The organism is Paenibacillus sp. IHB B 3084, assembly GCF_001447315.1.
GTDB lineage: Bacteria > Bacillota > Bacilli > Paenibacillales > Paenibacillaceae > Paenibacillus.
On sequence record NZ_CP013203.1, the window covers coordinates 4,838,086 to 4,850,716 of the forward strand.

The 12,631-nt window shown below is 47.5% G+C and carries 6 protein-coding genes and 1 pseudogene; 3 read left to right on the plus strand and 4 right to left on the minus strand.

The window, feature by feature from the left end:
• Positions 1-51 precede the first annotated feature (51 nt).
• A complete protein-coding gene (locus ASL14_RS22655) occupies positions 52-1,104 on the plus strand; it encodes a glycoside hydrolase family 53 protein (RefSeq protein ID WP_134913555.1) in 1,053 nt (350 codons plus the stop codon).
• Between the two features lie 90 nt (positions 1,105-1,194).
• On the opposite strand, the gene ASL14_RS22660 is transcribed toward ASL14_RS22655, so the two are convergent.
• The 4 genes and pseudogenes from ASL14_RS22660 to ASL14_RS22675 all read right to left on the minus strand — a co-directional run bounded on the left by ASL14_RS22660 (position 1,195) and on the right by ASL14_RS22675 (position 7,765).
• Positions 1,195-2,958: a methyl-accepting chemotaxis protein gene (locus tag ASL14_RS22660; RefSeq protein WP_134913556.1), complete on the minus strand. Its 1,764-nt coding sequence runs from the start codon at positions 2,956-2,958 to the stop codon at positions 1,195-1,197.
• Between the two features lie 391 nt (positions 2,959-3,349).
• Positions 3,350-4,307: pseudogene (locus ASL14_RS22665) on the minus strand (AEC family transporter).
• A 104-nt stretch (positions 4,308-4,411) separates the two neighbouring features.
• Positions 4,412-6,130, minus strand: a complete 1,719-nt coding sequence (locus ASL14_RS22670; RefSeq protein ID WP_134913557.1) for an NAD-dependent malic enzyme — start codon at positions 6,128-6,130, stop codon at positions 4,412-4,414.
• 393 nt (positions 6,131-6,523) lie between these two features.
• Positions 6,524-7,765 carry a nitrate/nitrite transporter gene (locus ASL14_RS22675; RefSeq protein WP_134913558.1) on the minus strand — a complete coding sequence of 414 codons (1,242 nt, stop codon included), beginning with the start codon at positions 7,763-7,765 and terminating at the stop codon, positions 6,524-6,526.
• Between the two features lie 408 nt (positions 7,766-8,173).
• Here ASL14_RS22675 and nirB point away from each other — a divergent pair, with 408 nt between their 5' ends.
• Both nirB and nasC read left to right on the plus strand, forming a co-directional pair.
• Entirely contained in the window at positions 8,174-10,360 is a 2,187-nt protein-coding gene (gene nirB / locus ASL14_RS22680; RefSeq protein ID WP_134913559.1) for a nitrite reductase large subunit NirB, read from the plus strand.
• Positions 10,361-10,427: 67 nt separating this feature from the next.
• Positions 10,428-12,602 carry an assimilatory nitrate reductase catalytic subunit NasC gene (gene nasC / locus ASL14_RS22685; protein ID WP_134913560.1) on the plus strand — a complete coding sequence of 725 codons (2,175 nt, stop codon included), beginning with the start codon at positions 10,428-10,430 and terminating at the stop codon, positions 12,600-12,602.
• Positions 12,603-12,631 lie beyond the last annotated feature (29 nt).

Consider the following 12,631-nt stretch of genomic DNA (forward strand, 5'->3'; position numbering starts at 1 on the left):
TAGATTTGTCAGAGGCAATGAGGAGTACACAATTCAGATGGGGGATGACTTATGAAAACAAGTAAACGGACTATGGTATTTGCGATGTTGATCTTGTTATCCAGCTTTTTGTATCCATTTGGCTCTGTGGGAGGTGGTGCGGCTTCGGCCGCCCCTGCTTTTGCCAAAGGAGCAGATATAAGCTGGGTAGCAGGAATGGAAGCGCAAGGTATGAACTGGAAGGATAAAAAGGGTGTCCGTCGGGATGTACTGCAAATTTTGCGGGATGATTATCAGATCAACTCGGTGCGTATCCGGGTTTGGGTGAATCCTGACATGAAGGATTATGCAAGCGGATACATGAATGCCGAAAAGGCAGCAGAACTGGCGCAACGAGCTAAAAAATTGGGCATGAGCGTTATGTTAACCCTGCATTATAGCGATTCCTGGGCAGATCCCGGACAGCAGAATAAGCCTTACGCATGGCGCAATTTTACATTTACACAACTCATGGATGCGGTCTGGTCCCATACAGTCTATGTTATGAATACAATGAAAAGCAAGGGTGTGACACCGGACTGGGTGCAAATCGGCAATGAGACGAACAACGGAATGCTCTGGGATGACGGCAAAGCCTCGGTGAATATGAAAAACTATGCGTGGCTCGTCAATACGGGGAATAACGCTGTAAAATCGGTAAGCAGTAGTACCAAGACAATCGTACATTTAGCTAACGGGGATAACAGTTCCGTTTTAAACTGGAATATTGGTGGACTGATTGAAAATGGAGCTCAGTTCGACCTCATTGGGCTGTCTCTATATCCGTCTCCTTCTGACTGGAAGGGCAAGGTGGATCAGACGATTACCAATGCCTATAACCTTATTGCAAAATACGGTAAAGGCATTGTCATCAGTGAAATCGGAATGGAATATAATGAACCTGCAACTTCCAAGGCATTTATTGCCGATATCAAAACGAAGGTTCGTAGTATCGCGGGCGGCAAAGGCTTGGGGGTATTTTATTGGGAACCGGCTGCAACCCCAGGTTATAATCAGGGTTATAACAAAGGTGCTTGGCAGGCTGACGGTAAGCCGACCTCAGCGCTGGAAGGCTTTATAAACTAGAGTACGTACGAGTATGCCAAAGAACCTCTAATCCGCACAATGTGCAGAATAGAGGTTCTTTGTTTTCGTTGGCTTATTTAAGGTAGATTGTTAGGATTTCCGGTTTACCTTGAAGAATGAAATAAGCTCTTCCAACTCCCCGGACATCAATGTAAGCTTGTCGGAAGCTTTGACGATAGAAGCCATCGACTCAGCCTGTTCTCCAATGGTGTGCTCAATCTGTTTGCTGCTGTCTGCTGTTTTGCTTACCGTGGATGACAGCTCGTCAGAGGTTGCTGACATTTCCTGCGTACTGGCTGAAATCTGCTCCGTCGCACTGGATACCTCCTGAATTTGTGACGATACTTTATTAGCCGCATGTAAAATTTCAGAGAACATTTCGCCTGTCTGCTTCGTAACTTCCAGCCCGATGTGAACTTCTTTTGTACCTAGACTCATGCCTTTTACGGTTTGTTCAATTTCCTTTTGAATTTCTTCAATAAGCTCTGCAATTTGTTTGGCGGACTCTTGAGATTGCTCAGCCAAATTACGCACTTCTCCCGCTACTACTGCAAAACCCTTGCCTTCTTCACCGACTCTGGCAGCTTCAATAGAAGCGTTCAGTGCAAGCAGGTTCGTTTGGCTGGCAATACCTGTAATGATGCTTACGATATTACTGATTTCGTTAGATCGGTTTTGTAGCGCATTAACGGAATCAACTGTACTTTCTATTGTAGTGGAGATAGAATCCATTTGAGTTGATAGCTTTTGGGCTACCTGATTGCCTTCAACCGAACGTTTTTCCATGGAATAAGCTTGATCTGCTACGGAGGAGGAACTTTCGGCAATGGTTTGGATAACCGTAGACATTTCATTCATAGCCCGGGAGCTTTCAAGCGCAGCGTGATCTTGGGATTCAAGTCCTTGGGTTATTTCCTGAATATTGCTGTTAATAACATTCGTATTGTTACTGTTCTGTTCGCTAATACTTAGCAGCTCCTGAGCCGATTCCGTAACTTCTTGCGTCGTATCTTGTACTTTTACCATCGTATCGTTAATACGTTTGATCATGGTATTAAACTTTTGGTTGATAATGCCAAGGTCATCCTGACCTGTTTTGATGCTAACATTCAGATTGCCCTCGCTTACTTCCTCGATGCCCTTCATCAAGCTGCGAATCGGGGAAAGGGTACGTTTTATAAGCAAATATTGAATGGTTAAGAAAATAGCAAGGAACAGAATGAGCAGGGATACACCGTATAAAAGCAGTTTTTGAAGTCCGGCAGGTACCGAGCTTGCGTCTACGTCAAAGTAGATGCCGCTCGTAATTTTACCGCTTGCATCTGTAATGGGATAAACAATGGTAGTCCATGTGCCATAATCGTCGGTGTAAAAGCTGCTCAACGCCGATTCTTTCGATTTTAGCATTTCATTTACGGCCTTTACGTTTGCGGTAGGAAGAGCATACATATCCCCTATGTTCATTTTGGAATCTTGGAATGGTTGAACTAGATTTGTGGGAACGCCAATAATGGAGGTTTGGTCTCCTTCTTTTAACTCTGTACCAAATATGTAAGCTTGGGCAACGTTAGGATAAAACGTGTGAATGGAGTCGAGAAATTTGCGTAAATCTTGCTGAACAGTGCCATTATAATCTTTTTCGGTCAAGGCTTGCTCTACTTTCGTTTTATCGACATCATTTGCCCATTTTTTGGTTAACACCTTAACCTGGTCTTGCAGCTGTGTGGTGAGAATATTCTTTTGAAGTATGTAGCTGGATGTGATGAGAATCGCACCGATCAATACGATGTTAATGAATGAAATCAATAAATTTTTACCAAAAAAGGACATAGTGCTCCACTTCAAGTTTTTCACGTGCTTCTTCTCCTTTAAGTTAAAATATATTTTTAATATACAACCTATCCCTTATATATTTCGTCAATTTGCTTTCTAAATGTTAGGTATTTATTAAATTTGGAGAATATCGGTTGCATATTGGTGAAATATAGTTACAAAAACCGACAAAGAATCTTGTCACTTTCATATGGGAGAAATAGGACTTAGAGGAGAAAAAAAGATGAAAAGTTACAGAATAACAAGCGGTAGCTTACAACGAAATAACGTTGTGAAACCACCGCTTGTCGGCATGACTATATTATTTTATTGTTTGGACAATATTTAAAAAATAAGATATTAGGGAACAAACGAGCACCCTAAGATCATGTATAGGTCTGCATCACATCGAGGATTCTAAAATTCCTGTCACTTATATAAGAAGTGAAATGAGCAGGGGGAGTGAAATAAGCGACAATACTGAGCTAATGACAAAAGCAGATGCGGCTTCCGTTTCCAGCGTTTCATAACGGGTAGCAATCATAGCGGCAACCGCCGAACCGGGAAATGCAACAAGCAGTACAGCTTTGGTTACATCTTCATGGGACAGTCCTACGAGTACAGCGATACCTAGCATGACGATAGGCATAACGATGGCTTTCAGTACAGCAATGCTAAGTGCTTTAGGACTGAACGTAATCTTTTTAATACCAATCGTTACCCCGATGGCAAACAGGGCTGTGCCGGAAGTGATATTGCCGAGTTGATCAAACATGGATTGTAGCAGCTTCGGAGCTTGAAATCCGCACAGGGTAAGTACGACACCGATCAGCGGTACGCAGGCAAGTGGCTCGCTTAGTCCGTGAAGGACTGATTTCATGGTGACTTTAAACAAGTTGCCTTTAGCATCCGCTTCTGTTGTTTTGCGCTGACCGACCGTTCCTAAAATACTTGCAAGTGGATCAAGAATCGCATTAACGACGATGCCAGTGATCGCAATCGGGATGGCGACAGCCGCGCTCCCGAACAAGCTGCCCAGAACCGGGATTCCCATAAACGCAAAAGAAGGCTGAGTTGAATTCAAAGCGAACATGGAGGATTCGGTCAGAGCTTTTTTGGCGATTAAGCGATATCCTACGAGCAATACGATATAAAAGCCGATAACCCCAAGAAGCAGGGCGACCAGAAAAGGCCATTTTTGAACTCAATGTTTCCCTTGGTGTCGTCGTAATACCAATAAATAAGTGTGCAGGTAACGCAAATTTGGTTACCAGTGTATTCAGTCCTTTGGAAGAGGCAGGATTAAATGCTTTGAACAAACCTGCAAAATAACCAATTAAAATGACAAAGAAAATAGGAATTAAAATGATAAAAATATGAACCGTAGCCATAATGTCGCCTCCAATGAAGATGTCCGCCAAATGGCTGGCGGACATCGGGTAATCAATAATTACTTTGCTTGTATGCAAATACAACCTGACGTTGTTCGTTAATCTTAAACCAGGACAGTTTCTTTGCCATTCTGTTTGATCGGTCTATACTTGCAGTCCCACATTGCATCCCGAACCGCTTGGCGGATATCATCGGGCTGGTGACGTGCTACGCCGTCCTGAACCGCAGCCTCTGCAACTGCTACAGCTACAGCTTCAGACACTTCACGCAGCTCGCTGATTTTTGGCAGCAGGGAAGCACCAGGCTGCGACAAATCAACCATTTGAGCTACTGCATGGGCAGCTGCTGCAAACATGCTATCTGTTATAATTTTGGATTTTACCACGATTGCGCCAAGACCAAGACCCGGGAACACGAAAGCATTGTTGGATTGCCCGATTTCAAACTTAATATTGTTATAGATCACCGGCTCAAAAGGACTTCCTGTTGCAATGAGGGCTTTTCCTTCGGTCCAGTGGATCAAATCTTGCGGAGTTGCTTCTGCCAGTGGAGTCGGGTTGGACATAGGCATAATAATAGGACGTTCTGTATGCTTGGCCATTTCTTTAACGATTTCCTCACTAAATGCCCCAGTAACACCGGAAGTACCGATCATAATGGTAGGTTTCACGCGGCGAATGACTTCAAGCAGAGGGATTTTGCCATCTTCAGCATGTTCCCAGTCACGGCATTCTGCAACATCACGCACATAAGGGACCTGGAATGGAAAAAGTCCTTCTGTTTCGTTGGTAAGCAGGCCACGGTAATCATAAGCCCAGAAGTTACGTCTTGCTTCTGCTTCTGACAGTCCTTCCAGCATCATGGCTGCGCTAATTTGGTCTGCATTACCGATTCCAGCAGCTCCTGGACCAAAGACTAGAATCCGATGCTTGCTCAGTGGGATTCCGGACAATTGAACACCGGACATCACACCTGCGAGCGTAACCGCTCCAGTACCTTGAATATCATCATTAAAAGTCAAAATACTATTTCCGTATTTATTGATAATGTTCCGTGCGTTGACATTGCCCAGATCTTCCCAGTGCAGCAGGGCATTCGGGAAAAAGGAAAGTGCAGCTTGAACATAAGTGTCAATAAATTGGTCATATTGTTCTCCACGTACACGTTTATGACGATTCCCCATATATAAAGGATCTTCCAATAGCTTCTCGTTGTTTGTACCTGCATCAAGAACAACTGCCAGCACCCGGCTAGGATCTATACCAGCAGCAGCTGTATACACAGCAAGCTTACCAATAGAGATATTAATACCTCCGACTCCCCAGTCCCCGATTCCCAAAATACTCTCGGAATCTGTGGCTACGATCAGGTCGATATCATCAGGGCCTAGGTTCAAATTCTTAAAAGCCTCTTCAATGCCCGCAAGATTATCAATAGATAGATACATACCACCGGGCTTGTGATATTCATGACTGTATTCCTGTATGGCCTGGCCGACTGTTGGTGTATAAACAATCGGGAGCATTTCGCTTAGGTGCTCAGAGAGCAAACGATAATAAAGGACGGTATTCCGATTAAAAAGATCATTTAACGCAACGTTTTTACGTAAATTATCCGGTTGGCTCTGAAATTGCTCGTAAACCCGTTGAACCTGCTCCTCAATAGTTAATATCGTAGGAGGAAGGAGACCGTCAAGTCCAAGCTGTTTCCGTTCTTCCAGGGTAAAAGCCACTCCTTTATTCAGCAGTGGGTTGGCAAGTAGATCTTTTCCGGTTAATTTGGTTTCGATAGATCCGTCTTCCGTAAAATGAAAAGCACGCATTTCCAATTCCTTCTTTCTAGAAAATTACATTTAGTTAATCCTTGAACAATTCGTGAACAAGTATACGCCTTATTTTAAACCAAGTGAACAAGTATGTTGTGTGAAAAATGGTTATATAAGTGTTTACATAAGAAAAATTATGAAAATGAAAGCGATTTTTAATGTTTTTTGAATGAAAATTTCATTTAATTTTCATGATATTTTCGGAAAACTTGATTAAATGTGATAATTATCATAGTTTTTTTGAGGTGTGGTTCGATTAAGTGTCATGAAAAATAGCTTAAACTTCATTTTATATAAACGAATTATATAAACGAAATTAAGCTATTTTTTGGCTATGGGGATGGTTGAGGGTCAAAATTCAATGCTTCGCAGCTTTATGTTTAATGAACATCAGGCATTTAATTCTCCGATGCGATTGACGGCTTCATCAGTAACTGTAGCAGAGCGTCGCATCCAGCTGTTACGCCATTTCAATTGCATTATGATGACGAGGATAAAGGCGCAGAAAGTGATCAGGCTCAGACAGATGAAGCCCGGCATATAGGAACCCGTTGATTTGTACAGATGTCCGAGGATAAGGGGAAGAAAGTATCCGCCTATGCCACCAGCAGCGCCGACAATGCCGGTCATGAGCCCGATTTCGTTGCCGAACCGCTGCGGCACGAGTTGGAATACGGAGCCGTTGCCTGCGCCAAGACACATCATGCCTAAGAACAGCAGCACGACTACCACGGCAAGTGGCGGTAAAAACGCAATGCCGGCGAGCATAATCCCGGCTCCGGCATACAAGTACATTAACATGCGTGAACCACCGATCCGATCAGACAAAAAGCCACCCACAGGACGAAAGAAGCTCCCGGCAATCACACAAACGGTCGCAAAATCGGCAGCATGTACCGCGGAGAGGCCATATTGGGTATTGAAGAAAATGGTCAAATAATTAGAAAGCCCAACGAATCCGCCGAACGTCACGCAGTAAAAGGCACAGAACACCCAGGCATCCCCTTGTTTGAGCACCGAAGCATATTGCGACAGACTTTTTGGTGCTGGGCGGTGAGGGCTGTTGCGGGCAAAAAGACTGAATAGAATGAAGACGATGAGGATCGGAATGATGGCCAATCCGAAAACGGCCTCCCAACTACCGAAATATTGGGCGATGCGGTTGGCAAACAAGGTGGCGAGAACGGTACCGCTATTGCCAGCACCGGCAATTCCCATAGCCAAGCCTTGATGCTCTTTCGGATACCATTGACCAGCCAACGGCAGCGCAGCTGCAAATGAGGCTCCGGCTATCCCCAGCAGGAGGGCGACAAGGTACAACTGCTCCAGCGAATCAACCCACAGCCAGCCGAGCAGAAGAGGGATTATTGTTACAAGCATACCGATCTGCCCGGTGAGCTTTGGACCGATATAATCCGACATGAAGCCGAGTACGAGTCGCAGCAGGGAACCGCCGAGTACCGGCAGAGCGACAAGGTTGGCTTTTTGTACAGGGTCCATTGGATAGTCATTAGCAATTACAACGGCCAATGGTCCGATCATTCCCCATATCATAAAGCTGATATCAAAATACAGAAAGGAGCCAAATAGGGTGGGCTTGTGTCCGCTTTGCCAGAAACTTTTTTTGTTCATTCTCCATCTCTCCTGTTCCTATTTTTGTTCTTTGTCCGCAAAATGTAATTTGAACGTGAAAAAGCCGCGAATCTCCCCTGCCTGGTGTCTGGGGACGATTTGCGGCTTCATTGCCGTAACTGACACACCACATTGTGCGTCAACTTGATACGATCACGTTCGAGTGATTTTAATCCAGATTATAAAAAACGATGCGATAAATGTCAATATACATAACACGAAAAATAAAAAAAAGACAATAATGCAGATTTTATGTATTGAATATTGACATGACATTCACAATTCATTAATCTTAGGTACATATCGGCACAACGGTGTGCCGACATTTGCGGCAACGGTGCCCTTTTCCTATGAATGGAGAAGGGCTTTTTCTGTCTTATTTTATTCGGAGAATGGGGCTGGTTTAATATGATGAAAAGACTGGTCGTCGTCGGCAACGGTATGGCAGGTATCAAATGTGTGGAGGAAATACTCAATCTGGAGCCAGAGCGGTTCCAAATCACGATATTTGGTGCAGAGCCACATCCCGGGTACAACCGAGTGCTCCTGTCCAAAATGCTACAGGGTGAAAGTTCATTCGAACATATTATTACCCATAACTGGGATTGGTATGAAGAGAACGGAGTAAGGCTGTGCGCTGGCGAACGTGTCTGTCGCATTGATATTGCAGCCAGTATGGTGGAAACGGAATCGGGCATTAAAGAACCGTACGACATTCTCATACTGGCAACTGGTTCATTGCCTTTCATACCTCCCATCCCCGGAGCTCGGAAACAGGGAGTCATCGCTTTTCGTGATGTGGGGGACTGTGAAACAATGGCTGAATATGCCAAAAGGTACGGGAAGGCCACAGTCATTGGAGGGGGGCTGTTGGGTCTTGAAGCCGCTCAAGGCCTGCTGAATCTCGGAATGGAAGCCGAAGTTGTCCATAATGCCCAGTATCTTATGAACCGTCAGCTTGACCGGACGGCGGCTGTGCTTTTGCAACGGAAGCTGGAGCAACAGGGAATGCGGTTTCAATTGGCAAAGGAAACAGTCAACATTATGGGTCGGAACAGGGCGCAGGGACTGATGTTTGCGGACGGAAAGAGACTGCAAACGGATTTGGTTGTGCTGGCGGTTGGCATCCAGCCGAATACCGAATTAGTGCAGGACAGCGGTCTGACAGTCAACCGTGCCATTGTCGTGGATGATTATATGCGCACAAGTATTCCCGGTATTTACGCAGTCGGCGAATGCGCTGAGCATCGGGGGATTTCATATGGGCTGGTGGCGCCGCTATATGAGCAGGGTAAAGTGTTGGCAAAAGTCATTTGTGGCCGTGAAACGGCTCCCTATGAAGGGTCGGTCCCGTATGCGCAGCTTAAGGTTGCAGGGATCCATGTGTTTTCAGCAGGAGACATTCGCGAAGAGGGAAACGAGACAGCGGTGATGGAATATGACGGTATGCGGGGGATTTACAAAAAAGTGATGATGCGTAATGGCGCAGTCACCGGCGCTATTTTGTTCGGAGATACGGCGGAAAGTACCTCGCTGCTTGGAATGGTGCGGCGCGGCGCACCGACTGCAGAGCTTACTTCACAAGATAGAGGTGTGAGCAGAGCGGAGGAAGCGGCCGCCGCGCTGCCGGAAGAGGAGACGGTATGTGCGTGCAACAGCGTGAGCAAGGGGACTATTTTGCGAGCGATCACTACAGATAAGCTAAAGACGGTGGAAGAGGTGAGGAGCCGGACAAAAGCATCCGGTTCCTGTGGGGGCTGTCGACCGCTGGTGGCTGCACTGGTCAAAAATGCTTTGTCCCGATCGGCAGTTTCCGGAGCTGTAGTTACTCCGACCGCCCAAGAAGTTGTTCCTGTGTGCGAATGTACGCATTACGATCATGATTCGCTTAAGACAGCTATGGCGGCCGCAGTCTGTCGGACTCCAGCGGAAGTCGTGTCCCGTCTCGGCTGGGCCAGACAGCAGGGGTGTGAATTATGCCGTCCGGCTGTACTTTATTACTTGGAATCTCTCGGGTTGCGGGATAGATCTGCGTCAAGCCAATTAGTCGCAGGTGTTGCGATCCAGTCCGCCGCACAGCACGGCGGAGAACCAGCCTTTGTCGGTCTGCGTTTTATGGGCCTGAATGCCGAGAATCAGACACTTTCTAAGCCAATTCTGATGCGCGGCGAGGCTTTGGTAGAAGTAGCCTGGATGAGAGAACGGCTGTCGACTGTCTGGGGAAGCCGCGCGTTGCCGTCGCCGATTGCAATTGCAGTTTGCCCGGGACCGGAGTATCCCGGAGGTGTGCTTGTCCACGACATGGGGCTATCCCGATCGCCAGCAGGCTGGGAGGTTTATGCTGGTGGTCATGCGGAGCATCCGGTTCGCCAGGGACGGCTGCTTGGAGTGGAGGAGGACCCGGAAGAAGCGGTCTTAATGGCTACTGCTTGCTTGCAAATATATCGGCATAACGCACGATATGGGGAAAAAATGTGGGAGTGGATTGAACGGACTGACGTTTTGGTGCTGCGGGAAAGCGTACTCGACGCAGCTCTTCGAAGTGGACTGGCGGGCAGCCTGCGCGACTACAATGCGGACAGGGTAACTGGTTAAGCAGGAATTGTAGCGATTCGTGCGTGTGCAGACAATAAAGTTGTGAAGAATGGAGAGGGGAGACTTTATGTGTCAGTCAGGAGAAGGCAAACCGGAAGGTGGGCTACACGCACCGGCAGTTATGGATACACAGTGCCCGTTTTGTAGCGTGCAATGTAAGATGACCGTTAGTACGTGTACGGAGACACTCGCGGGTATCATCCGTACAGTGTATAAGGCGGAAGGGAAACCTAATGCAGCCTCGCAGGGTAGGCTGTGCATCAAGGGAATGAATGCACATCAGCATGCAACTCATGCGGAAAGGCTGGTACAGCCCCTCATGCGCAAAGCGGGCAGACTTGTTCCAGTCACGTGGGAAGAGGCGATGGATACTGTAGCTAGCAGATTCTCTTCGCTGCTGTCCACGCAGGGTCCCGATGCAATCGGCATTTACGGCGGAGGTTCGCTATCCAATGAAACGGCTTATTTGCTCGGTAAATTTGCCAGAGTGGCTGTAGGTACGCGTTATATCGATTATAACGGGCGCTTCTGCATGTCGGCTGCGGCATCCGCTGGCAGCAAGGTGTTTGGCGTTGACCGCGGACTGACCTGCAGGTTGGCAGATATTCCGTTAGCTCAGTGTATTGTGCTCGCAGGTACGAATATTGCTGAATGTCAACCGACGTTAATGCCTTATTTTCACCAGGCGAAGGAAAATGGCGCGTTTGTCATCGTAATTGACCCGCGCGCGACACCAACGGCGGCGGCCGCCGATCTGCACCTGCAAATCAAGCCAGGTACGGATGCTGTGCTGGCCAATGCCATGCTAAAGGTCATCGTGGATGAAGGATTTGCGAATGAAGAGTTTATCCGCAAGCGGACTAACGGGTTCGAGCAGCTGTTGACTCATTTGAACGGTGTAGATCTGAACGATTCGGCCGCGCTGTGCGGAATTGAGCCGGAGGTGATCCGACAGGCTGCGCGTGCCTTTGGCAGTGTAGGGACGGGGATCGTTTTTACGGCCAGAGGCGTCGAGCAGCAGACGGATGGACATATGGCAGTACGTGCATTTCTTAATCTGGTGCTGGCCACCGGCAAGATTGGAAGGGAAGGATGCGGTTATGGGGCCATCACGGGCCAGGGTAACGGGCAAGGGGGGCGGGAACACGGTCAGAAGGCGGACCAGCTCCCCGGCTACAGATCGATTGAGAATCAAGAGGATCGGGCCTATGTAGCGTCAGTCTGGGGAGTTGAACCGGGCAGTTTGCCGGGAAAAGGAGTGTCGGCCTATGAAATGATGGAGCTAGTTCATCAGAGAGAAATTCAAGCTCTGTTCGTGATGGGGTCCAATCCTGTCGTATCTAATCCGAATGTCCGACTGGTGGAGGAAGGACTGAAAAAGCTGAATCTTTTGGTTGTAGCGGATATGTTCCTTACTGAAACAGCGCAGATGGCCGACATTGTTTTGCCTGTAACATCTTATCTGGAGAATACGGGGACGATGACCAATCTGGAGGGCCGTGTTCTGTTGCGGGAAGCGGCGAGGCCCGCGCCGGGCGAGGCTAGAGATGACTGGAGTATTTTATGTCAAATGGCTGCGAGGCTGGACAAGGGGAGCTACTTCTCGTACAAAGATGCCGAGCATATCTTTGAAGAACTGCGATTTGCCAGCCGGGGCGGTCCTGCCGATTATTACGGGATCACGTACAGCAGGTTGCGTCGTGAGGAAGGGGTATATTGGCCATGTCCGTCTTTGGACGAAGCGGGTATGGATACGATGTTTCGGGAAAGTTTTGCTCTTTCCGATCAAAGGGCGGTTTTTACGGTGGTTGAAAGCCGTGAAGCAGGAGAGGAGACGTCAGAGGAATACCCACTTATTTTGACGAACGGACGCGTGCTGGCTCACTATTTGACAGGCGTACAAACGCGCAGAAGTCCGTCGCTGACTGCGCGTGAGATTGAAAACTTTGTGGGAATTCATCCACGTACAGCGCGGCGCTGGCATATCAGGGACGGGGAGTGGGTAGAAATCACCTCACAGCGCGGAAGCTTCACGGTGCGCAGCCGAATCAGGCCACATATCCGTGAAGACACGCTCTTCGTACCCATGCATTGGGGCGGGGCGCAAAATGTAAACCGGGCGACCCGAGCAGACCTTGATCCGTTCTGCCGAATGCCCGGCTTTAAAACGGCTGCTGTACGCATCCGTCCTCTCCACCTGGCTGTAGAATCGATCAGTGCAGATAGTGGTGAATGGTTTTAGTTCTACAGCATTCCTTTTTCTTTGCATAA

What these genes read in the sequence shown, in the direction of transcription:
- ASL14_RS22655 (WP_134913555.1), top strand. Translation starts at nt 52, where the DNA reads ATGAAAACAAGTAAACGGACTATGGTATTTGCGATGTTGATCTTGTTA.
- ASL14_RS22670 (WP_134913557.1), bottom strand. Translation starts at nt 6,130, where the DNA reads ATGCGTGCTTTTCATTTTACGGAAGACGGATCTATCGAAACCAAATTA.
- ASL14_RS22675 (WP_134913558.1), bottom strand. Translation starts at nt 7,765, where the DNA reads ATGAACAAAAAAAGTTTCTGGCAAAGCGGACACAAGCCCACCCTATTT.
- nirB (WP_134913559.1), top strand. Translation starts at nt 8,174, where the DNA reads ATGATGAAAAGACTGGTCGTCGTCGGCAACGGTATGGCAGGTATCAAA.
- nasC (WP_134913560.1), top strand. Translation starts at nt 10,428, where the DNA reads ATGTGTCAGTCAGGAGAAGGCAAACCGGAAGGTGGGCTACACGCACCG.